Here is a 21,211-nt window from a genome sequence, read left to right on the forward strand (position 1 = left end):
GTCGAGACATGTTGCGGATCGTCTACGCGAACCTTGGATACAGCCGCGATATCAACGGCTCCATCGGCCACCACGTCCGCCGTGCGCATCACCATGTCTTCACGACAAAGCGGGTACAGCTCCGAAGCCTCGGCTTCGTGCGCGAGCGTCTGCGCGAGTTGAAGCCCGATCTGTCCTGTTTCGTCGAGATCGATCGCGGTTCGTTGACCAACGGCTTCTTCGATCAGCTTCCAGCCCTGGCCGAGCCGCATCACACGACGGTTCGCATCGACAACAAGTACAGCGCCGATCGTCGCTTTCGCCGCCTTTCGGTGTCGCGCGGCAAGTCCAACGCGTTTCTATCCGCCCGGCCGCTGCGCTATGACGCGCGCTACCTTTCGTTCGGCAAGAAGCGGCTGGTCTACGATATCGCGATCGCCGGCATCCGGGTTCTCGTGGCCCATCTCTCGCTGCGCTACCGCATTCGCAGTCTGCAGATCGCGGAGCTCGCGCGCTGGGTCGCAGAGCGGGAAGAGCCGACCGTCGTGGTCGGCGACTTCAACCTTTTCCGCGGACCGGGGGAACTGGAGCCGCTGATCTCCGGTGCCCGCCTTATCCACGCCAACGCGCATTCGGGCCCGACCTTCCGCCTTGGTCCCTACCGCGCGACGTTGGATTCGTGCCTCGTGTCGCGCGATCTAGCCGACCGAGTCCGCGTCGCGATCCTCGATCAGCCGTTTTCAGACCATCAGATGATCCAGCTCGATATCGACGGCATGCAGGACGAGCTCCCCGCGCCGCTCCCAACGCCGATCCTCGTCGAGGACGCCGCCGACCCGTCCGAAGGGACCGTAGCGGCCTAGGAGGTCAGACCGATCCGAACACGCGGGCGAAGATCGTGTCGACGTGTTTGGTGTGATAGCCGAGATCGAACTTCTCGCGGATGTCCGCTTCGGACAACGCGGCCGTGACCTCGGCGTCGCCGAGCAGCTCGGTCAGGAAGTCCGCCCCCTGTTCCCAAACCTTCATCGCGTTGCGCTGGACGAGGCGATAGGCGTCCTCGCGGCTGACACCGGCCTGCGTCAACGCCAGAAGAACGCGCTGGGAATGCACCAGCCCCTTGAACTGGTTGAGGTTCTTTTCCATCCGCTCGGGATAGACGAGGAGCTTGTCGATCACCCCGGTCAGGCGGGCGAGGGCGAAGTCGAGCGTCACGGTCGCATCCGGGCCGATCATGCGCTCGACGGAAGAATGCGAGATGTCGCGCTCGTGCCAGAGCGCCACGTTCTCCATCGCCGGCATGGCATAGGAGCGGACCATGCGCGCAAGGCCCGTGAGGTTTTCCGTCAGGACGGGATTGCGCTTGTGTGGCATGGCCGACGAGCCCTTCTGGCCGGGCGAGAAATACTCCTCGGCCTCCAGAACCTCGGTGCGCTGCAGATGGCGGATTTCCGTCGCCAGCCGTTCCACGCACGAGGCGATGACGCCGAGCGTCGCGAAATACATCGCGTGCCGGTCGCGCGGGATGACCTGCGTGGAAACGGGCTCGGGCTTCAGACCAAGCGCCTTGGCGACATGCTCCTCGACGCGCGGATCGATGTTGGCGAAGGTCCCGACCGCGCCCGAGATGGCGCAGGTCGCGATCTCTTCGCGCGCCGCGCGCAGCCGGTCGCGGCAGCGATCGAACTCGGCATAGGCGAGGGCAAGCTTAACGCCGAAGGTCGTCGGCTCGGCATGAATGCCGTGGCTGCGGCCGATCGTGACCGTGTCCTTGTGCTCCATCGCCCGACGCTTCAGCGCGGCCAGAAGCGCATCGAGATCGGCGAGCAGGAGGTCCGAAGCGCGCGCCAGCTGAATGTTGAAGCAAGTGTCGAGGACGTCTGACGAGGTCATCCCCTGGTGGATGAAGCGCGAATCCGGACCGACGAATTCGGCGAGATGCGTCAGGAAGGCGATGACGTCGTGTTTGGTGACGCGCTCGATCTCATCGATCTTGTCGACGTCGAACGTCGCCGCGCCGCCCTTTTCCCAGATCGTGCGGGCCGCTTCCTTCGGGATCACGCCGATCTCGGCCAGCGCGTCGCAGGCGTGCGCCTCTATCTCGAACCAGATCCGGAACTTCGTCTCCTGCGACCAGATCGACACCATTTCGGGGCGGGAGTAGCGAGGGATCATGGCGGCTTGAGCTTTCACAACGATGGGCGGGATGCGTGCTCCTAACAGGAAGCAGCCCGGCCCTCAATCGCGACCGACCGCGCCGTCAGGCCATGTCCCGCCAAGCCGGCAGCGTGTCGCCGAGGCGCGAGCGCGCATGGAACACGCCGCGCGCGATGGCGCGGGCCATGGTGGCGGAGGCGGCGCTCGCCAGTTCCAGCCCTTCGACCGGCGAGGGCGCGATCCCGCTTCGTCCCGTCGCGGCTGCGAACACGAGGTCGCCGTCGAAGTCGGTATGAGCGGGGTAGAGCGCCCGCGCGAATCCGTCATGTGCCGCGACCGCCAGCCGCTTGCAGCCGGCCTTGGTCAGCACAGCGTTGGTCGCGATCAAACCGATGGTCGTGTTGGTGCCGGGGCGCGGATCGAACTTCGTGCGGGGGACCATCGCCTCTCCGGGACGGAAGGATGGCCACGCCCCGGCGCCGAACTCGCCGTCCAACTCGAACGGGGCAGCCCAGAACGCCGACGTTCCACCGACCAGCGGCGATCCGACCGCATTGACGGCGACGAGCGCCGCAACGCAAAGGCCGGAGGGCAGGATTGTGGACGCCGAGCCGAGGCCGCCGCGCACCGTGGCCGTGGTCGCGCCCGTTCCGGCGCCTGCCGTCCCGAGGTCGAAGCTCGATCCGGCGTTGCGGGCTGCTTCCCATCCGAATTCCCGATAGGGCGACCAGAGGCCCCAGTCCTTGTCGCCGCCGTTGGCGAGGTCGAACAGGATCGCGCCCGGCACGATGGGTACGCGCATGCCCGCCACTTCGAAGCCTCGATTCTCGGCTCGTAGATGCGCCTGAACGCCGGAGGCGGCGTCGAGGCCAAAGGCGGATCCGCCGCTGAGGACGATGGCGTCGACTTGGGAAACTGTCTGCGTCGGATCGAGAAGCTCGGTGTCGCGCGTGCCCGGCGCGCCGCCGAGGGTAAGGCTGGATGCGACGGCCGGCTCGTCGAACAGGACGACGGTCGTGCCGCTGCGCAGCGTTTCGTCCGAAGCGTTGCCGACGCGGATGCCGTCGAGATCGGTCAGGAGGTTTCGAGGGCCGGGCGTCCAGGCGTTCGGGCTCACCCTTGCGTCTCCGCGACGAACCGCGTTCCGTCCCAGCGATAGGTCCGGAACGGGACGACGTCGGCCGTACCGTCCACATCGAAGCGGATCATGCCGGCCGAAGTCGCGAAGGTCTCGGTGTTGAGGACGTCGGCGATCGAGCGGGAGCTTTCCCATGCGCGCTTTGCGGCCTGTACGGCGATCTCCGTGCCCACCGCCGCGATACGCGCGTAGCCTTCCTCGACCGGCGCCGTTTCGCTCGGCGGCCAGTCCACGTCGAAACCGGACACGACGGCGATTGCACCCTCGGCAAGGGCAGGCCCGTTCTCGGTTTCGTCGAAGAGCGATTCGCCGCTGGCCGCCTCGAGCGACAGGCCGACCTCCGCCGCGTCGCGCAGGATGATGGCGATGTCGGAGCGGGTCCCGAGGATGAGGGCATGCCCGACGCCGCTTTGCGACAGTCGCCTTGCGATCGCGAACTGTTTCTCCTCAGCGGGGCGATAGTTGTCGATCAGGGCAGGGCGGATGCCTTGTTGCTCCAGGCTCTGGCGCACCGTATCGGCAAGGTCGCGGGCATAGGGCGTCCCGTCCTCGATCAGCGCGAAGGGCTGCGCCGACCAGCGCTCCCGGACGAAGCGGGCGAGCGCTTCGGCTTCCGCAGCCGTGCCCGGCGCCAGCCGCCAGACGAGCGCACCGTCCTTCTCGCGCTGGCGTAGGACGCGCTCGGCACGCACGCCGACATTGATGGCCGGAATTGCCGCCGCTTTCAGGATCGGAAGCGCCGTTTCGAGCGAAGCCGCGCACAGGAAGCCGACCGCCACGGCGACCCTCGCCTCCACCAGCGCCTTGGCACTTTCGGTTCCCGTTTCCGCCGTGCAGCCGTTGTCGACCGGAACGACGGCGTCGTCGCTGCCGACGATCTCCCTGGCGCCAGCCACGATCTGCCGCCCGAGAATCTCGCTCGATCCGCTGAGCGGCGCGGCGATGCCAATCCTAGCCCCGCCTTCCTGCGCCACGACAGGTGCGCCGAGGAGAAGGACGGGAATCAGAAGCGCGAGTGAGCGGAACAGGACCGTTGGCATTCGTTCCTTTTACAGGGTCGTCCGGCTGGGGACGAGTGGCTTCACGCCTTGCTTGCTTGACCCTGTCCGACTGCGCCGCTTAAGTCGGAAAATCGGGCGTTTCGCCCGTTTTTGTCGTTGCAAAGGCGCGAGTGAAGCGCCGGGGCCGAAGGCCCAACAGGGAGTTGACCGAATGATCGGCGGAACGAAAGCCATTCTGGGCCTGACGGCCTCTCTTCTCGCGCTCGGCGTTTCCGCCGCGTCGGCGCAGGACGCCAATGTGAAGCTCGGTTTCATCGGCGGCATCACCGGCCCGATCGAGAGCCTCATGCCGCCGATCACGGCGGGCGCACGCCTGGCGGTGTCGCAGGTGAACGAAGCCGGAGGCATCGGCAAGAACGGCGCCAAGGTGGACATGGTGATCGGCGACGACGGCTGCGTCGATGCCGCACGGGCTTCGGACGCGGGGGATCGTCAGGTCAACTCGGAGAAGGTCGCCGGGATCGTCGGCGCCATGTGTTCGGGCGCGACGATCGCGGCCGCCAACGCCGCCGCGATTCCCGGCGGCGTCGTCATGGTTTCGCCGGCCTCGACCTCGCCGGCCGTAACCGAACTCAAGGACAACGACCTCGTCTTCCGCACCGCGCCGTCCGACGCTTATCAGGGTGAGGTTCTGGCGCGAGTGGTGAAGCGCAACGGCGTCGAGAACGTTGCCGTCACCTACGTCAACAACGACTACGGCACCGGCTTCGCGCAGGCGTTCCAGAAGGCGTTCGAGGCCGAAGGCGGCAAGGTTACGGTGTCCTCGGCCCACGAGGACGGCAAGGCCGACTATCGCGCCGAGATCGGCTCGCTGGCCTCCAGCGGCGCGGATGCGCTGGTGGTTCTCGCCTATGTCGACGGATCGGGCGGGCGCATCATCCAGCAGGCGCGCGAAACGGGCGACTTCTCGACCTTCATCGGCGGCGACGGCATGGTGGGCGCCAACCTCACCAACGTGACGGGCGGCGACGAGAAGCTGATCCTGACCCGCCCGGGCGGGTCGGCGGCCGCTGGCGCCGAACTCTTCGCCACGGCGGCGAAGGGCGTGGATCTCGATCCCGGCGCCACCTATGCCGCGACGTCCTACGACGCCGCGTTCGCTCTTCTCCTGGCTCTCGAAAAGACCAACGGCTCGCGCGAGGGCGTTTCCGCCGCGCTGCGCGAGGTCGCCAGCGCGCCGGGCGAGGTGATTCTGCCAGGCGAGTGGGCGAAGGCCAAGCAGCTGATCGCGGCCGGCACCGACATCAACTACGAGGGCGCTTCCGGCTCGCTGGAGTTCGATGCGCAGGGCGACGTTCCCGGCTCGTACGACGAAGTCACGGTGACCGACGGCAAGATCGTCGTGGTCGGTCCGGCTCAGTAAGGCGTAGCACTGCTACAAAGGAAAAGGCCCCGGAGCGGCAAGCTTCGGGGCCTTTTTCGTGACCGCAATCAGTCTGCGCGCCGTCGTTCGGGCAGAACGCCGTGCGGGGCGAAGCGCAGAACCAGCGTGACGGTGAGCCCGATCACGAAGACGCGCATCTGCAGGGCGCGCGAATCGAGATCGGCGGGAGCGACCCAGCCGAAGGCGCTCTGGCCCCAGTCGCGCGCCAGGCCGAAGAGCGAGAGAGCGACCGGCTCCGACATCGTCCAGACGATGTAGACGAAGACCGCGCCGAAGATGGCGCCGCGATTGTTGCCCGCCCCGCCGAGGATCACCATCACCCAGATCAGGAACGTGTGGTTGAGGTCGACGAAGCCGGACGGGTCGAAGATCGAGGTGAAGTGGGCGAGGATCGCGCCACCTAGGCCCATCAGCATGGCACCGAGAATGAAGATCTCCAGGCGACGACCATCGACGTTCTTGCCCATGGAAGAAGCGGCGGCTTCGTTGTCTCGGATGGCGCGCATCATCCGGCCCCAGGGGGCGCGATAGGCTCGCTCGATCAGGAGGTAGATAACGAGGAGCAGGGCGGCCGTCAGCGCGAGGTAGAGGCTGCGGCTCCAAAGGAAGCCGACCTCGCTCGGCGTCGGCACCGGCCAGGGCAGCGGCGAGACGGTGAGCGTGCCGCGCGTCAGCCAGTCGGCATTGCGCAGGAAGGTCTTGATGATCTGCGCGATGCCGAGCGTCGCGATGGCGAGATAGTCCGCCCGAAGGCCGAGGCAGATCTTGCCGATCACGAAGGCGATGGCGCCCGCGACGACGCCGGCGGCCGCCCAGCCGACGCCGACGGGAAGCCCGAAGCCGCCGATGAAGCCCGCCTCGGCCTCGATCGCCACCGTCGCCGGATCGAACTTCGCCGTCACCACCATGAACGCGACGGCGCCTGCGATCACAGTCATGGCGGTCACCAGCCCTTGCCGCAGGCCGAGGCGGTGCGTATGCGAGATAAGCCCGACGACGACGACCGAGCCGACCAGCCAGAGCAACGCCTCGCCGAGGAGCGGCGCGCCGCTCGACGCCCAGAACGCGTCGTTGACGGGAAAGGTCATCAGGACGGACGCAAAGGCGCCCGCAACGATGAAGCCCATGACGCCGACGTTGAAGAGGCCGGCGTAACCCCATTGAATGTTCAGGCCGATCGCGATGATGGCGTAGGCGGATGCCTCGACCAGCATGCGCGTCGCATAGGCGGAGCCCTGAAGCCAGAACACGGCGGCGACGAGCGCGGCCAGCGCCGCGACGAGAAGGAGACCGCGCTGCATGTCGGCGCCCTTGCGGGCGGAAGTGGAGACCGCCGCGCTCATCAGAACACCCGCCCTTTGAAGATGCCGGTCGGCCGATAGATCAGAACGACGACAAGGATGAAGAAGGGAACGACGAGGCGATACTCGGTCTGCACCAGCGCGAGATTGGTGGGCAGGTCGACGCCTTCCGGCAACCAGGACTGGAACGGCCGAAGGATCACGGACAGATTGAAGATCGACAGCGTTTCGGCAAAGCCGATGAGGTAGCCGCCCGCGATCGCGCCATAGGGCTGGCCGATGCCGCCGAGAATCGCGGCGGCGAAGATCGGCAGCAGGATGTTGTAGGCCAAGTCGGGCTTAAGCTGGACGTCCATCGCCAGCATCGTTCCCGCGATCGCGGCGAGCGAGCCGCCGATCACCCAGGTCGCCTTCACCACGGTCTCCAGTGGAATGCCGGTGACGCGCGCGAGATCGGGATTGTCGGACACCGCGCGCATGGCCTTGCCGAGGCGCGAGCGCGTCAGGAAGAAGTGGAGAGCGATCACCGACAGAACCGTCAGCGCGATCAGCGCGATCTGCGGTTCGGTGATGACGATGGGGCGACCGCCGGTCGGGATGCGGAAGATTTCCTTGGGTGCGTTGAAATACATATCGCGCGAGCCCGTGCCGGCGAAGAGGCGGATCAAGCCCTGCATCATCAGCGTCACGCCGATCGACGCCATCACGAGAACCACGGGCCGCGCGCCGCGATCGCGCAGCGGCTTGTAGAACGCCTTGTCGAGACCGATCGCGAAAAGCGAGGTCAGCACCATGACGACCGGGAGGAGCGCCAGGACCAGCGGAATGGGAAGCGAGATGCCCCAGGCCGCGCAGAGCCCCGCCAGCATGAAGGCGAAGAAGGCGCTCGCCGTCATCATGTCGCCATGCGCGAAATGTGCGAAGCGCAGGATGCCGAAGACGAGCGTCACGCCCACCGCGCCCAATGCGTAGACCGACCCGAGGATCAGTCCGCCCATCAGGCCTCGGTTGATAAAGAAAATGAGCTCGTCCAACGTGATGTCTCGTCTCGTTCGAATACGGGATGAAGAAGGGTCAGCCGCCCAGGAAGGAGCGGGCGACTTCCGGATCGGCCAGAAGCGCAGCCCCGCTGTCGGTGAAGCGATTGCGCCCACCCGCCAGGACGAAGCCCTTGTGCGCGATGCCGAGCGCCTGCTTGGCGTTCTGCTCGACCATCGCGACGGTGACGCCGGTGGCGTTGACCGCCAGGATCCGGTCGAAGATCTCGCTCATGAAGCGAGGCGATAGACCGGCGGTCGGCTCGTCCAGAAGGATCAGCTTCGGGTCGATCATCAGGGCGCGGCCGACCGCCACCATCTGGCGCTGCCCGCCGGATAGTTCGCCCGCCGGTTGGCGGCGCTTGTCTTTCAAGGGCGGGAAGATGTCGTAGACGCGCTCCAGGAGGGAGGACACGTCGTCCCGGCGCACATAGGCACCCATCTCAAGGTTCTCGTGCACGCTCAGCGTCTTGAAGACGTTGTGCTCCTGCGGAACGAACGCCATGCGCAGTGCGCTGAGCGTCTCGGTCGGGCGGTTGGTGATGTCGTGCCCGTCGAAGGTGATGCGGCCGGACGAGACGCGAAGGAGGCCGAAGATCGCCTTCAGCGTCGTCGACTTGCCGGCGCCGTTCGGCCCGACGATGACGCCGATCTCCTTCGGCGCCAGGCTGAGATTGACCCCGTTGAGGATCGTGGCTTCGCCATAGCCGGCGACGACGTTTTCGAGCGCGAGTAGGCTCATGCGGCGCTCTCCGCCGGCGTGGTGGCATGGCCCGTCGGGGAGCCGCCGAAATAGGCCTCCACCACCGCTTCGTCGGCCTGGATTTCGGCGAGGGTCCCGGTGCGCATGACCTCGCCCGCCGCCATCACGATGACCGGGTCGCACAGGCGGCCGATCAGATCCATGTCGTGCTCGATGACGAAGAACGTGTAGCCGCGCTCGCTATTGAGCCGCTCGATATTGGCGGCGATGTCGTTGAGGAGCGTGCGGTTCACGCCCGCCGCGATCTCGTCGAGGAGCACGATCTTGGCGTCCACCATCATCGTACGTGCCAACTCGACGAGCTTCTTCTGGCCGCCCGACAGGTTGCCGGCGAGCTCGTGCTTCACGTGCTCGATCTTGAGGAAGTCGATGACGTCTTCCGCGCGCTCGCGCACTTCGCTCTCGAACTGCCGCACACGGCGGCCGCGGAACCACGTGTCGAGAATGTTCTCGCCCGGCTGGCCGCCCGGAACCATCATCAGGTTCTCCAGAACGGTCAGGCGTGAGAACTCATGGGCGATCTGGAAGGTGCGCAGAAGCCCGCGACCGAAGAGTTCGTGCGGCTTGAGCCCCTGGATCTCGCGGCCCTCGAACACGATCTTGCCCGAGGACGGCGCCAGGTTGCCGGCCACCATGTTGAACAGGGTCGACTTGCCCGCGCCGTTCGGGCCGATCAAACCGGTAATGCTACCTTTTTCCACCGAAAGCGAGCAGCGATCGACAGCCACGAATCCGCCGAAGCGGCGTGAAACCTCCCTGACCTCGAGGATCGGCGCCATCGCGGCTCCTTATCGTATTGAAACGGCTTCCGAAGAGGCCGCGGGTTGACGTGTGCGTTTCCGCGGCCGGCGTGTCCTGAATGGTAACGGTTGTGATGTCAAACCATTCCGAACGCCGCGTTTGACCCGCGGATCGCGAGATCGCCGTCACCGATGGGTGCGAAATCGAGGGCGAGGCTCTATCTCTCGCGAAGACCGTGGAGCGCCCCGAGTCGGAAGGATCGAAATTGCTGCTTGCCGATGCCGAAATCGACCGACTGGCCTTTCGCGAGGCCATGAGCCACTTCACGGCGGCCGTCAGCCTCGTCACCACCGATGGCGAGGCGGGGCGCCGGGGCGTGACCGTTACCGCCGTCTGTTCCGTTTCGGACGATCCGGCGACGCTTCTGGTCTGCCTCAATCGATCGAGCGAGGCCAACATCCGCTTCGAACAAAACGGCGTGTTCGCCGTGAACGTGCTCGCCGATCGCAACGAGGGCGTCGCGCGCGCGTTCGCCGGCGAAGGTGGGTTGGATCTCGAAGGCCGGTTCGCCACCGCACAATGGTCCCGGCTGCAGACCGGCGCGCCCATTCTCGAGGATGCGATCATCAGCTTCGACTGCCGCATTCTGGAGAGCCGCGAGGTCGCCACGCATCGCGTGATGATGGGCCGGGTCGTGGCTCTTTCCGTACCAAAAGCCGGGCATAGTCTTCTCTACCGGGCCCGGCGCTATCATGCCCTGCCTTATCAGGACGAGCGCTGAGGGCCGTCCGGACTGCCAACCTTCGAGGCCGACATGGACGCCATCCCGATCGCCGACCCGCTCGACACCGCGCATCGCTGGACCGGCGAGGGGCGGGGTGTCGCCTTGGCCACCGTCGTCGAAACCTGGGGCTCGGCGCCGCGCCCGGTCGGCAGCCACCTCGTGATCGACGCAGAGGGCGGCTTCGAGGGCTCGGTCTCCGGCGGCTGCGTCGAGGGTGCGGTGATCGCGGAAGCGGCGGACGTCATCGCAAGCGGCGTGCCGAAGGTTCTCGAGTTCGGCGTCGCGGACGAAACGGCCTGGCAGGTCGGTCTCTCCTGCGGCGGACGTATCCGCGTCTTCCTCGAAAAGATCTCCTGATGCGTGCCGAACTGCTGGCGGAGGTCGTCGCTGAACGTTTGGCGCGCCGAGGGTGCGCCGTGGAAACCGATCTGGACAGCGGGGCGCAGCGGCTGATCCGCGAGGCCGAGGCGTCCGACGAAGTCCGTCAGGCGCTGAGGATGGGGCGCTCCGGCCTGATCGACGGATCCAGCCGCTTTCTCAACGTCTACCTTCCACCGCCGCGCATTCTGGCGATCGGCGCGGTGCATATCACGCAGAGCCTGTCGCCGATGGCCCGGCTCGCGGGCTTCGATATGCGCATCGTCGATCCCCGCACGGCATTCGCGACGCCCGAACGGTTTCCAGGGGTCGATCTTCGCGCGGAATGGCCCGAGATCGCCCTGCGCGAACAGCCGCTCGATCCCTACACCGCACTTGTCGCGGTGACGCACGATCCGAAGATCGACGATCTGCCGTTGCGCGCGGCGCTCGAAGCGGGGTGCTTCTATGTCGGAGCGCTGGGCAGCCGCAAGACGCATGCACGCCGCGTCGAACGCCTGCTCGCCGCCGGTGTGCCGCAGCATCGCATAGACCGGATCGAAGCGCCGATCGGCGCCGATATCGGGGCGGCGACGCCGGCCGAGATCGCGGTCGCGATTCTGGCTTCGGTGATCTCCGCCTTCCGAAAGCGGAAGATGCACGCGGACCGACGCGGGGAAACCGAGGCGGCATGAAGTTCGGCCCTGTCCCGCTCGCGCTGGCGGAGGGCGCGCGGCTGGCGCATGCGAACACGAGCGGTGGAAGGCGGCTCGCCAAGGGGCATGCCTTGGCTGCCGCCGATCTTCAAATGTTAGCGGCGGCCGGCATCGACGAACTCGTCGTCGCTCGTTTGGACGATGGAGATATTGGGGAGGACGAGGCGGCCGGACGTATCGCGCGGGCGCTGGCGTCGAGGCACATCGAAACCGCGCCATCGGCCACCGGGCGAGCCAACCTCTACGCTCGCACCGCCGGGCTCTTGCGCCCCGATAGGACGCTCGTCGACGCGCTGAATCGCATCCATTCCGGAATCACGCTGGCGACCCTGCAGGAGAATGCTCCGGTAGCGCCCGGGCGGATGGTGGCGACGGTGAAGATCATTCCGCTGGCGGTTCCTGGCGATGCCGTTCGGGCGGCGGAGCGTCTTCTTCAGAACGGTTCGGCGCTCGATTTCGCGCCCTTCCGCGCGCGGCGAGTGGGTCTTCTCCAAACCGTGCTTCCCCAGTCCCGTCCGGGCGTTCTCGACAAGACGCGCCGCGTCCTGGAAAGCCGGCTTGCCCCATCCGGCTCGCAACTGGCACGTGAAGTTCGCTGCGCGCATTCGGCGGCCGAACTCAGCGTTGCGATCGCCGATGGAGACGGGGCGGAGGACGTAACCATCGTCTTCGGAGCCTCCGCCGTGATCGATGCGGAAGATGTGGTCCCCAATGCGATCCGCGCCGCCGGCGGTACGGTGGAGCATCTTGGAATGCCGGTAGACCCCGGCAACCTGCTTCTCATCGGCCGCGTCGGGGAGCGCATCGTCATCGGGGCGCCCGGTTGCGCCAGAAGCCCGGCGGAAAACGGCTTCGACTGGGTGCTCGACAAGGTGTTGGCGGATATCCCGGTCACCACAGACGATCTCACCGCCATGGGAGTCGGGGGCTTGCTGATGGAAATCGCGTCTCGTCCGAAGCCGAGGGAAACGCGAAGCGAAGGACCGGCCGAAGGGCCTCGCATAGGCGCGCTGGTACTGGCTGCCGGGCAATCGCGGCGCATGGGTGGGCCGAACAAGCTGTTGGCGAGATTTGAAGGCGTTCCCTTGGTTCGCCGCAGCGTCGAGACGGTTCTGGCGAGCCGGATCGGCGATGTGGTGGTGGTCACGGGGCACATGGGCGACGAGATCGGTGCGGCGCTCGAAGGGTTGCCAGTCCGATCCGTCCGAAATCCACGATATGCGGAAGGGCTGTCGACATCCCTCGCGCTCGGGTTTGCCGAACTGGTTGGATCCTGCGACGGCATCCTGGTGGTTCTCGCCGATCAGCCGTTCCTGACCGCAGCCGATCTCGGTCGCTTGATCGCGGAGTTCTCGCCGGTCGGCTCCGGCAGCATCGTCATGGCGACCGACGGGGGGCAGCGTGCCAACCCGGTCATCCTATCCAGCATCTATGCGGCGGCCGTTCGAGGTCTGGAGGGAGACATCGGGGCCCGTCCGATCGTTCAGTCGCATCGCGAACTCGTTCGCGAGGTGGAAATCGGATCGGCGGCATCGTTCGACGTCGATACGCCGGAGCGGCTTCGCGATGCCGGAGGCATCGTTGGGGACGAGACGGGAGATCGGGCGCGTTAACGCTTCGTTAGTCATGAGGGCGCAGCCTTGCTTCCGGAGGTCGGATGCCTCGGTCTCCCGAACGAAGGAGCCGACATGCCGCGAGCCAGCGTTCCCGACCCGCAATTCCTCAAGATGCTGTCCGGCTACGGCCTGACCTTCGCCGAGGTCCTCTACCGCATGCCGGATCATCCCGCGCTCCTCCAGACATTCTCGTGGCAGTTCGAGGATCTGGCGCCCGAATATCCTCGCCTTCGCCGTTTCCTTAATCATTGGAAGCGCGAGGTGGAGGCGGAGATCCGAAGCGTTCGCGTCATGCATCGCGGGCTGATCCGGCCGGCAGAGGTCCGTCTCGTGCGCGAGATCGGCTACCTCAACTGAGCCTTAAAGGAGGTCCTCGGCTCGAAAGCTGAAGTGCCCGTAGCGTCCGATGATCAGGTGATCGTGGATACGAATGCTCAACGCTTCGGCAGTGCCGACCAGCGTCTTCGTCATCTCGATATCTTCCCTGGACGGCTTCGGGTCACCGGAGGGATGGTTGTGCACGAGCACCAGCGCGCTTGCCGACAGTGCCAAGGCTCGCCCGATGACCTCACGCGGATAAACCGGCGTATGGTTCACGGTGCCGATCTGCTGCACTTCGTCGGCGATCAGCGTGTTCTTCCGATCCAGAAACAGGATGCGGAACTGCTCGCGCGTCTCGTGCGCCATCGCGGCATGGCAATAGTCGAGAACGGCCGACCAGGACGACAGGATCTCGCGGGAATGGATCTGCGAGCGCGATGCACGCTGGTTTACCGCCGTGACGATGCGCAGATCCTGCGCGACGGATGGTCCGATGCCGTCCACCTCCTGTAGGAGATGGGCCGGCGCGTTGACGACGTCCGCTAAAGTGCCGAACCGGCGCAGGAGATCCTTGGCGATGGGCTTGGTATCCCGACGCGGGATGAAGCGGAAGAGGAGGAGTTCCAAGAGCTCGTAGTCCGCCAGCGCATCCGGGCCGGACTTGGCGAAGCGATCGCGCAGACGATCTCGGTGACCGCTTGCCGGCGAGACCGGCGGCGGCTCGCGCTTTTTCGGAGAAAGGTCGGACACGTCTCCGCTCAAGAGCGGAAGCGGCGCCTCGTCGAACCCATCCTCCCGATCCTTCATCGCAGGCTCAACTCGTCCAAGCAGCCCATGTTTCTGGTGCGAAGCCCGGCATGTCGTTGCCGTTCAGCGAGGACGTGAAGATCTCGCAGCCGCTCTCCGTCACGCCGACGGTATGCTCGTATTGTGCGGAAAGCGAGCGATCGCGCGTGACCGCCGTCCAGCCGTCGCCGAGCACCTTCACGTGCGGCCGGCCGAGATTGATCATCGGCTCGATCGTGAAGATCATGCCGGGCCGCATCTCGACGCCCTCGCCACGTCGCCCGTAGTGGAGGATGTTGGGCGCGTCGTGGAACAGGCGGCCGATGCCGTGGCCGCAGAAGTCCCGAACCACCGAGCAGCGTTCGCCTTCGGCATAATCCTGGATCGCCGCGCCGATGTCGCCGACGTGCCCGCCGGGCTTCACCGCTTGAATGCCGAGAAGCAGCGAGCGGTAGGTGATCTCGCAAAGCCGCTCGGCGGCCCGCTTCGGGCGGCCGATGGGATACATGCGTGATGTGTCGCCATAGTAGCCGTCGAGGATCAGCGTCACGTCGATGTTGACGATGTCGCCGTCGCGCAGCGGCTTGTCGTTCGGAATGCCATGGCAGACGACGTGGTTGATCGAGGTGCAGGTGTTCTTGGTGTAGCCGCGATAGTTGAGCTGCGCCGGCAGGGCGCCGTTGTCGCGGGTGAACTCGAAGACGAAGCGATCGATCTCATTGGTGGTCGTGCCCGGTTTCACGACGTCCGCAAGCTGATCGAGCACGGTCGCCGAAAGCCTGCTGACGCGGCGCATGCCTTCGAACGCCTCGGCGTCGTAGAGGCGAATCGAGCCCGTATTTCGCAAGGGCTGGGCTTCGGCTTCGAGATAGACGGTCATCGGTTCAAGCGCTGTGTCGGAATGGAGAGATCAGGTTTTGATGTCGCACCGAATGCCGACGGCTTCAACCCTGCGATCATTGGCGGACATAACGTCCGGGCGCATCCTCAATCACGGGAAGACCGTTGTCGCCGGGATAGCGCGGGGCCACGTGCTCGTGCGAAAGCGCGGTGACCCAGCCGTGCCAATGCGGCCACCACGAGCCTTTGGTTTCCTCTGCGCTCTTCCACCAGTCGTCGAAGGTGAGCGCGTCCGAGGGCGGCCGGCCGACCCAGAACTGATATTTGCCCCGCGACGGAGGGTTCACGACGCCGGCGATATGCCCTGACCCGGTCACGACATAGGTCACCTCGCTGCCGAAGACCCGGCTGCCGGCATAGACGCTGCGCGCCGGCGCGATGTGATCGTCCTTGGTCGCTAGGTTGTAGATCGGGATGGTAACGTCCGACAGGTCGAGCCGAACGCCGCCGATCTCCATCTCGCCCTTCGCCAGACGGTTTTCCAGGTAGCAGTTGCGAAGATAGAAAAGGTGGTTCGCCTTCGCCATCCGCGTGGCGTCGGCGTTCCAGAAGAGGAGATCGAAGGGCAGAGGCTCCTTGCCCTTCAGGTAGTTGTTGACGAAGTAGGGCCAGATCAGGTCGCCCGAGCGCAGGAGGTTGAACGTGTTCGCCATCCGCGCGCCCTCGAGATAGCCCTTGGCCATCGTGCGCTCGATCTCATCGAGTTGCGCTTCATCCACGAACACCTTCAGATCGCCGGCATGGCGGAAGTCGATCTGTGTGGTGAGGAACGTCGCCGAGGCGATCCGCTCGTCACCCTTCGCTTTCAGGTAGGAAAGGGCTGCGGCCAGAAGCGTGCCGCCGACGCAGTAGCCGATGGCGTTGACCTCTGTCTCGCCCGTCGCACGCGAGACCGTGTCGAGCCCGAAGACGAGGCCTTCGTCGATATAGGCCTGCCAGCCCTTGTCGGCGTGGCGTTCGTCCGGGTTCACCCACGAGATGACGAACACGGTATGCCCCTGTTCCACCATCCAGCGGATCAGCGACTTTTCCGGGTTCAGGTCGAGAATATAGAACCGGTTGATCCAGGGCGGGGAGATCAGGATCGGTCGCCGGAGCACCGTCTCGGTCGCTGGGCTGTACTGGATGATCTGGCAGATCTCGTTTTCCGCGACGACCTTGCCGGGCGTCATCGCGACGTTGACGCCGAGCGCGAAACGGCTGGCGTCGGACTGGCGCATGCGCAGTTGGCCGCCGCCGCGCGCCAGATCCTCGGCGAACATCTTCATGCCGCGCACGAGGTTCTCGCCGTTCTGAGCCACCGTCTCGCGGTAGAGTTCCGGGTTGGTCAGCACGAAGTTGGAAGGCGACAGCGCGTCGGTGATCTGCCTGATGTAGAATACCGCCTTGCGCCGCGTGTGCGGGTCCAGCCCGTCGGCGCGCTCGACCAACGAGTTCGCCCAGTCGGCGGTCGCCACATAGGCCTCGCGCAGGAAGCCGAAGAACAGGTTGCGGCGCCAGTCCTCGTGCGTGAAGCGCTTGTCGGACGAAGGGGGCAGTTCGCTCGCATCGATGCCGGAGGCGCGGCGCATCGAGTCCGTCCAGATCCCCATGAAGCGCAGCATCAGCGTCGTCTGCGCTTCCAGCGCGCGTGCCGGGTCGCTCAGCCAGTAGTCACCGACCTTCGACAGCGTCGCGACTACGTCGGGATAGTTGATCGGGCTATCCTGCGTATCCCCGCGCTCGCGCGGCTCGACCCACGCGGATGCGGCCTGGCCGAGATGCTCCAGCATGCGCGCCATGTTGCGCGCGAAGAGCTCGGGATCGCGTACGGCATAGTCCGAGAGGGGCGGCATGCCGGACTGCGGTGTTTCGTTCCCGTCCTTCATGCCAGTCATCCCGGTTCGCTTATCGCCTGTTATGCACGAAAGATAAGGCGGCGACAGTTCCCGGTCTCGGCCTCCCGCGCACTTTCGTTGCGGCGCTGCACCATGGCCCCTCGCGGTTTCCGGCCATTCCCATGCCGCCGAGCTTGGTTTATGAAGGGCGCGTTTTGGAAAAGGCATTGTGACGATGGCGCTGCGAGCGGTTCGACTGACGGCGATGTGCGTGTCGCTCGGACTTCCCTTGTCCGCGTGCCAAGCCTTTCTGCCGCGTGACGAAACGCCCGTCATTCCCGTCTCGCTCGCCGCCGCGCCGCCGATCGGCTCGTCCGGTCAGAAGCTGGACGCGCAAGGCTTTCCGATGATCGGACACAAGCCGCGCGGAGCGATGGCTCAAGTGTCCGACGAGGAAGTCACCAAGACCGAAACGCAGTATTCCCGCCGCGCTGCCGGTAACGCGCGCGCGTCCGACGCCGGCTATCGGCGCGATGTCGCCGAGCTGCAGGCTTTGGCCGCGCGCCAGCAGGCCGAGGCGGACCGAGCGCTCGCCGCGCCGGCCGAGGATGCCAGCAGCCGGGCGCGATAGAGCGCCGCCGACCGGGAACCGGTCGATGCGCCCGGCCCCAGCGGACGCTCAAGGACTTTCGCGAGGAGCGGCTTCGTGCCGCCTCAACTCATTGCGTCCAGCCTGAGACAGCTTCCCATGAGCGAAGAATATCACAAGATCCGCCGCCTTCCTCCTTACGTGTTCGAGGAGGTCAACAAGAAGAAGGCCGCCGCGCGCGCCCGCGGGGTCGACATCATCGACCTCGGCATGGGCAATCCGGACCTGCCGACACCCAAATTCGTCGTCGACAAGCTGTGCGAGGCGATCCGCGATCCGCGCACGCACCGCTATTCCGCGTCGAAGGGCATCGCCGGCCTCCGCCGCGCCCAGGCGGCCTACTATGAGCGCCGCTTCAACGTGAAGCTCAACCCGGACACACAGGTCGTCGCGACGCTGGGCTCCAAGGAAGGCTTCGCCAACATGGCGCAGGCCATCACCGCGCCGGGCGACGTGGTGCTTTGCCCGAACCCGACCTACCCGATCCACGCCTTCGGCTTCCTGATGACGGGGGGAACGATCCGCTCGATCCCCGCCAAGCCCGACGAGGACTTCCTGCGCGCGATCGATCGGGCGGTGCGCCACTCGATCCCGAAGCCCATCGCGATCATTCTCAACTATCCGTCGAACCCGACCGCGTACGAGGCCGATCTCGACTTCTACGCGGAGGTGGTGAAGTTCGCGAAGGAGAACGAGATCATCGTTCTCTCCGATCTCGCCTATTCCGAAATCTTCTTCGACGGTGCGCCGCCGCCGTCCGTCCTGGAAGTGCCGGGCGCGATGGATGTCGCGGTCGAGTTCACCTCCATGTCGAAGACCTTCTCCATGCCCGGATGGCGCGTCGGCTTCGCGGTCGGCAACGAGCGGCTGATCGCCGCTCTGGCGCGCGTGAAGTCCTACCTCGACTATGGCGCCTTCACGCCGATCCAGGTGGCGGCGACGGCGGCGCTCAACGCCGGGGATGCGGCGATCGAAGAGGTGCGGGCGGTGTATCGCCACCGGCGCGACGTTCTCGTCGAATCGTTCGGGCGGGCGCATTTCGAGGTGCCGCCTCCCTCGTCCACCATGTTCGCCTGGGCCCCGATCCCGGAGGCTTACCGCCATATGGGCTCGCTCGACTTCTCCAAGCTGCTGATCGAGAAGGCGGATGTCGCCGTGGCGCCCGGCATCGGCTTCGGCGAGTATGGCGACGACTACGTGCGCATCGCGCTCGTCGAGAACGAGCATCGCATCCGGCAGGCCGCCCGCAATATCCGGCGCTTCCTTGCAACCGAGGGCGAAGCCAGCCACAAGGTGGTCTCGCAAAGCGCGCAGCAATAGCTGCGCGCCTTTCCCATCGAAGCTGAAGTCTCAAGGATTCCCATGGATCGCCCGCTGCGTCTCGGTTTGGCCGGACTTGGTACGGTCGGCGCATCGCTCGCCCGGCTGCTCGCAACGCGTGCGGAAACGTACGCCCTGCGGGCCGGGCGTCCGATCGAGATCGTCGCGGTTTCGGCCCGCGATCGCACGCGCGATCGCGGCGTCGACCTGTCGGCCGTGTCGTGGTTCGACGATCCGGTGGAACTGGCGGCGAAGGCCGAGATCGATCTTTTCGTGGAACTCGTCGGCGGCGCGGAAGGCGTGGCGCTGGCGAGCGTAAAAGCCGCGCTCGGGCGCGGCATTCCGGTCGTCACCGCCAACAAGGCGTTGCTCGCCCACCACGGCGTCGAGCTGGCCAAGCTCGCGCAGCGCAAGGATGCGACGATCTTCTACGAGGCGGCGGCTGCCGGCGGTATCCCGATCATCAAGACGATGCGCGAGGCGCTTCGCGGCAACGCGGTCGAGCGCGTCTATGGGATCCTCAACGGCACCTGCAACTACATGCTGACGCGCATGGAGGACGAGGGCATTGCCTTCGACGACTGCCTCCGGGACGCGCAGCGGCTCGGCTATGCCGAGGCCGACCCGACCTTCGACATCGGCGGCTTTGACGCCGCGCACAAGCTGGCGATCCTGACCTCGCTCGCCTTCGGCTGCGAGATCGATCTCGAGTCGATCTTCATCGAGGGCATCTCCTCCGTCACCAATGAGGATATCGAGGCGGCGGCTGAACTCGGCTTCCGGATCAAGCTTCTGGCGGTCGCGCAGCGCACCGACAGCGGCATCGAGCAACGCGTGCACCCGACGATGATCCCCGCGCATTCGGCGCTGGCGCAGGTCGATGGCGTGACCAATGCGGTGGCGGTCGACACCGATCTCCTCGGCTCGATCCTGCTAGTTGGTCCAGGGGCGGGCGGCAACGCCACGGCATCGGCCGTCCTGTCCGACATCATCGACGTGGCGCAGGGCGCGCGCATGCCGACCTTCGCGGTGGATGCGAAGAAGCTGGTTCCCTACAAACGCGCCAAGATGCGCGCCCACGAGGGCGGCTACTACATCCGCCTCGAGGTTCTCGATCGGGTCGGTGCCTTCGCCTCCATCGCGCGTCGCATGGCCGACAACGACATTTCGCTGGAATCGATCGTTCAGCGTCGCCGGGAAGGCGACGACGCCAGCGACGCGACGCCGGTGATCCTGATCACTCACGAGACCACCGAAGCGGCTGTCAAGAAGGCGCTGGAAGCGGTGTCGAAGGACGGCCACCTGAAGGCCGCGCCCCGGATGATTCGGATCGAAACGCTGGATTGATCGGCGCGGCGTTTCGGCGCGCAAAGCCAGAGGGCAGGCAAGTCATGGAACACAGCGGTCTGGACGGCGCGCACTCGCTCGATCGGCTCCTTTCGGTCGAGATCGCGCGGGTGACCGAGCGCGCCGCCGTGGCCGCCGCCATGCTGCGCGGCAAAGGCGACGAGCGCGCCGCCGACCAGGCGGCGGTGGACGCCATGCGTTCGGAACTCAACACGCTCGCGGTCGAGGGCACGGTCGTCATCGGCGAGGGAGACGAGGACAGCGCTCCCATGCTCTTCGTCGGCGAGCGGGTGGGGCAGGGCGGCCTGCCCGTCGATGTCGCGCTCGATCCGCTGGAGGGCACGACCCTCTGCGCGAAGAACCTGCCAAACGCGATTACCGTCGTCGCGGTCGCGGCGAAGGGTTCGCTTCTGAACGTGCCCGATGTCTACATGGAGAAGATCGCGATCGGCCCGGGCTACGCCGAGGGCGTCGTCGGGCTCGATCGATCGCCGCGAGAGAACCTCGAATCGCTCGCCCGTGCCAAGGGCGTGCCGGTCGACCACATCACCGCCTGCATTCTCGATCGCCCGCGTCATGCGAAACTGATCGAGGAGGTTCGTGCAACGGGCGCTTCCATTCGTCTGATCGGGGACGGGGATGTTGCCGGCGTCATCCACGCGAGCGACCCGCTGGAAACTGGAATCGATATCTACATGGGCATCGGCGGAGCGCCGGAGGGCGTCCTGGCGGCGGCTGCGCTCCGCTGCACCGGCGGGCAGATCCAGGGCAGGCTGCAGCTCAACACGGGCGAGAAGCGCAACCGCGCCGACCGCCTCGGCCTAACAGATCCCGAGCGCATCTATCGGCTGGACGACATGGTATCCGGCGACGTCGTCTTTGCCGCGTCCGGCGTGACCGACGGCAATCTCCTGGAAGGCGTACGCTTCCACGCCAACCGGATCGAGACCCATACGATCGTGATGCAGTCGCGCGGCGGGACCATTCGCCAGATGCGCACTCGCCATTTCGACCTCGCGCGTTTCAAGCGCTAGCGG

20 protein-coding genes and 1 pseudogene are annotated in these 21,211 nt (G+C 66.1%); 11 read left to right on the plus strand and 10 right to left on the minus strand.

The genetic code is table 11. From position 1 onward, the window contains the following. The first annotated feature begins 8 nt into the window (after positions 1–8). Positions 9–842, plus strand: a complete 834-nt coding sequence (locus H7A85_RS10105; protein ID WP_182085800.1) for an endonuclease/exonuclease/phosphatase family protein — start codon at positions 9–11, stop codon at positions 840–842. A 4-nt stretch (positions 843–846) separates the two neighbouring features. On the opposite strand, the gene purB is transcribed toward H7A85_RS10105, so the two are convergent. From purB to H7A85_RS20825, 3 genes are all read right to left on the minus strand, one after another. After that, a complete protein-coding gene (gene purB / locus H7A85_RS10110; RefSeq protein WP_182085801.1) occupies positions 847–2,154 on the minus strand; it encodes an adenylosuccinate lyase in 1,308 nt (435 codons plus the stop codon). Positions 2,155–2,239: 85 nt separating this feature from the next. Continuing rightward, positions 2,240–3,253 (minus strand): P1 family peptidase, encoded by a 1,014-nt coding sequence (locus tag H7A85_RS10115; protein WP_244631084.1) that lies wholly within the window; start codon positions 3,251–3,253, stop codon positions 2,240–2,242. Further along, entirely contained in the window at positions 3,250–4,314 is a 1,065-nt protein-coding gene (locus H7A85_RS20825) for an ABC transporter substrate-binding protein (RefSeq protein WP_244631085.1), read from the minus strand. The genes H7A85_RS10115 and H7A85_RS20825 overlap by 4 nt, the downstream gene beginning before the upstream one ends. Before the next feature lie 172 nt (positions 4,315–4,486). Here H7A85_RS20825 and H7A85_RS10120 point away from each other — a divergent pair, with 172 nt between their 5' ends. Next, the gene (locus H7A85_RS10120) at positions 4,487–5,698 is read left to right on the plus strand and encodes an ABC transporter substrate-binding protein (protein ID WP_182085803.1); all 1,212 of its coding nucleotides are present in this window, start codon (positions 4,487–4,489) and stop codon (positions 5,696–5,698) included. 68 nt (positions 5,699–5,766) lie between these two features. Here H7A85_RS10120 and H7A85_RS10125 read toward each other — a convergent pair whose 3' ends face one another. The 4 genes from H7A85_RS10125 to H7A85_RS10140 all read right to left on the minus strand — a co-directional run bounded on the left by H7A85_RS10125 (position 5,767) and on the right by H7A85_RS10140 (position 9,599). After that, positions 5,767–7,062 (minus strand): branched-chain amino acid ABC transporter permease, encoded by a 1,296-nt coding sequence (locus H7A85_RS10125; RefSeq protein ID WP_182085804.1) that lies wholly within the window; start codon positions 7,060–7,062, stop codon positions 5,767–5,769. Then, positions 7,062–8,018 (minus strand): branched-chain amino acid ABC transporter permease, encoded by a 957-nt coding sequence (locus H7A85_RS10130; protein ID WP_244631086.1) that lies wholly within the window; start codon positions 8,016–8,018, stop codon positions 7,062–7,064. The genes H7A85_RS10125 and H7A85_RS10130 overlap by 1 nt, the downstream gene beginning before the upstream one ends. A gap of 76 nt (positions 8,019–8,094) precedes the next feature. Further along, the gene (locus H7A85_RS10135; RefSeq protein ID WP_182085806.1) at positions 8,095–8,799 is read right to left on the minus strand and encodes an ABC transporter ATP-binding protein; all 705 of its coding nucleotides are present in this window, start codon (positions 8,797–8,799) and stop codon (positions 8,095–8,097) included. Further along, a complete protein-coding gene (locus H7A85_RS10140; RefSeq protein ID WP_182085807.1) occupies positions 8,796–9,599 on the minus strand; it encodes an ABC transporter ATP-binding protein in 804 nt (267 codons plus the stop codon). The genes H7A85_RS10135 and H7A85_RS10140 overlap by 4 nt, the downstream gene beginning before the upstream one ends. A 227-nt stretch (positions 9,600–9,826) precedes the next feature. Here H7A85_RS10140 and H7A85_RS10145 point away from each other — a divergent pair, with 227 nt between their 5' ends. The 5 genes from H7A85_RS10145 (at position 9,827) to H7A85_RS10165 (ending at position 13,391) form a co-directional block, all read left to right on the plus strand. Beyond that, a complete protein-coding gene (locus tag H7A85_RS10145; protein WP_244631088.1) occupies positions 9,827–10,342 on the plus strand; it encodes a flavin reductase in 516 nt (171 codons plus the stop codon). Positions 10,343–10,375: 33 nt separating this feature from the next. Beyond that, the gene (locus tag H7A85_RS10150; protein ID WP_182085808.1) at positions 10,376–10,702 is read left to right on the plus strand and encodes an XdhC family protein; all 327 of its coding nucleotides are present in this window, start codon (positions 10,376–10,378) and stop codon (positions 10,700–10,702) included. After that, entirely contained in the window at positions 10,702–11,397 is a 696-nt protein-coding gene (locus H7A85_RS10155) for an XdhC family protein (protein WP_182085809.1), read from the plus strand. Before H7A85_RS10150 ends, H7A85_RS10155 begins: the two co-directional genes overlap by 1 nt. Then, positions 11,394–13,031, plus strand: coding sequence for a molybdopterin-binding/glycosyltransferase family 2 protein (locus H7A85_RS10160; protein ID WP_182085810.1), 1,638 nt, complete (start codon positions 11,394–11,396; stop codon positions 13,029–13,031). The genes H7A85_RS10155 and H7A85_RS10160 overlap by 4 nt, the downstream gene beginning before the upstream one ends. Positions 13,032–13,106: 75 nt before the next feature. After that, positions 13,107–13,391, plus strand: a complete 285-nt coding sequence (locus tag H7A85_RS10165; RefSeq protein ID WP_182085811.1) for a hypothetical protein — start codon at positions 13,107–13,109, stop codon at positions 13,389–13,391. Positions 13,392–13,394: 3 nt separating this feature from the next. On the opposite strand, the pseudogene radC reads toward H7A85_RS10165, so the two are convergent. The 3 genes and pseudogenes from radC to phaC form a co-directional block, all read right to left on the minus strand. Further along, positions 13,395–14,051: pseudogene (gene radC, locus H7A85_RS10170) on the minus strand (DNA repair protein RadC); the annotation flags it as partial. Between the two features lie 118 nt (positions 14,052–14,169). Beyond that, complete coding sequence (map, locus tag H7A85_RS10175; RefSeq protein WP_182085813.1) at positions 14,170–15,021, minus strand: type I methionyl aminopeptidase; 852 nt, start codon at positions 15,019–15,021, stop codon at positions 14,170–14,172. A 76-nt stretch (positions 15,022–15,097) separates the two neighbouring features. Beyond that, on the minus strand, positions 15,098–16,909 hold the full coding sequence (phaC, locus tag H7A85_RS10180) for a class I poly(R)-hydroxyalkanoic acid synthase (protein ID WP_280514913.1): 1,812 nt from the start codon (positions 16,907–16,909) through the stop codon (positions 15,098–15,100). 178 nt (positions 16,910–17,087) lie between these two features. On the opposite strand from phaC, the gene H7A85_RS10185 reads away from it, so the two are divergent. The 4 genes from H7A85_RS10185 to glpX all read left to right on the plus strand — a co-directional run bounded on the left by H7A85_RS10185 (position 17,088) and on the right by glpX (position 21,208). Continuing rightward, entirely contained in the window at positions 17,088–17,489 is a 402-nt protein-coding gene (locus H7A85_RS10185; protein ID WP_182085815.1) for a hypothetical protein, read from the plus strand. 117 nt (positions 17,490–17,606) lie between these two features. Continuing rightward, positions 17,607–18,827: an LL-diaminopimelate aminotransferase gene (locus H7A85_RS10190; protein ID WP_182085816.1), complete on the plus strand. Its 1,221-nt coding sequence runs from the start codon at positions 17,607–17,609 to the stop codon at positions 18,825–18,827. A 42-nt stretch (positions 18,828–18,869) separates the two neighbouring features. Further along, on the plus strand, positions 18,870–20,174 hold the full coding sequence (locus H7A85_RS10195; protein WP_182085817.1) for a homoserine dehydrogenase: 1,305 nt from the start codon (positions 18,870–18,872) through the stop codon (positions 20,172–20,174). A gap of 44 nt (positions 20,175–20,218) precedes the next feature. Beyond that, positions 20,219–21,208: a class II fructose-bisphosphatase gene (glpX, locus tag H7A85_RS10200; RefSeq protein ID WP_182085818.1), complete on the plus strand. Its 990-nt coding sequence runs from the start codon at positions 20,219–20,221 to the stop codon at positions 21,206–21,208. Positions 21,209–21,211 lie beyond the last annotated feature (3 nt).

It is taken from the genome of Aureimonas sp. ME7, assembly GCF_903970965.1.
In the GTDB taxonomy this organism is placed as follows: Bacteria; Pseudomonadota; Alphaproteobacteria; order Rhizobiales; family Rhizobiaceae; genus Aureimonas.

Bases quoted from the DNA above. Each gene is read 5' to 3' on its own strand.
- H7A85_RS10105 (WP_182085800.1), top strand. From the start codon at position 9: ATGTTGCGGATCGTCTACGCGAACCTTGGATACAGCCGCGATATCAAC.
- purB (WP_182085801.1), bottom strand. From the start codon at position 2,154: ATGATCCCTCGCTACTCCCGCCCCGAAATGGTGTCGATCTGGTCGCAG.
- H7A85_RS20825 (WP_244631085.1), bottom strand. From the start codon at position 4,314: ATGCCAACGGTCCTGTTCCGCTCACTCGCGCTTCTGATTCCCGTCCTT.
- H7A85_RS10120 (WP_182085803.1), top strand. From the start codon at position 4,487: ATGATCGGCGGAACGAAAGCCATTCTGGGCCTGACGGCCTCTCTTCTC.
- H7A85_RS10125 (WP_182085804.1), bottom strand. From the start codon at position 7,062: ATGAGCGCGGCGGTCTCCACTTCCGCCCGCAAGGGCGCCGACATGCAG.
- H7A85_RS10130 (WP_244631086.1), bottom strand. From the start codon at position 8,018: ATGGGCGGACTGATCCTCGGGTCGGTCTACGCATTGGGCGCGGTGGGC.
- H7A85_RS10135 (WP_182085806.1), bottom strand. From the start codon at position 8,799: ATGAGCCTACTCGCGCTCGAAAACGTCGTCGCCGGCTATGGCGAAGCC.
- H7A85_RS10140 (WP_182085807.1), bottom strand. From the start codon at position 9,599: ATGGCGCCGATCCTCGAGGTCAGGGAGGTTTCACGCCGCTTCGGCGGA.
- H7A85_RS10150 (WP_182085808.1), top strand. From the start codon at position 10,376: ATGGACGCCATCCCGATCGCCGACCCGCTCGACACCGCGCATCGCTGG.
- H7A85_RS10155 (WP_182085809.1), top strand. From the start codon at position 10,702: ATGCGTGCCGAACTGCTGGCGGAGGTCGTCGCTGAACGTTTGGCGCGC.
- H7A85_RS10160 (WP_182085810.1), top strand. From the start codon at position 11,394: ATGAAGTTCGGCCCTGTCCCGCTCGCGCTGGCGGAGGGCGCGCGGCTG.
- H7A85_RS10165 (WP_182085811.1), top strand. From the start codon at position 13,107: ATGCCGCGAGCCAGCGTTCCCGACCCGCAATTCCTCAAGATGCTGTCC.
- map (WP_182085813.1), bottom strand. From the start codon at position 15,021: ATGACCGTCTATCTCGAAGCCGAAGCCCAGCCCTTGCGAAATACGGGC.
- phaC (WP_280514913.1), bottom strand. From the start codon at position 16,909: ATGAAGGACGGGAACGAAACACCGCAGTCCGGCATGCCGCCCCTCTCG.
- H7A85_RS10190 (WP_182085816.1), top strand. From the start codon at position 17,607: ATGAGCGAAGAATATCACAAGATCCGCCGCCTTCCTCCTTACGTGTTC.
- H7A85_RS10195 (WP_182085817.1), top strand. From the start codon at position 18,870: ATGGATCGCCCGCTGCGTCTCGGTTTGGCCGGACTTGGTACGGTCGGC.
- glpX (WP_182085818.1), top strand. From the start codon at position 20,219: ATGGAACACAGCGGTCTGGACGGCGCGCACTCGCTCGATCGGCTCCTT.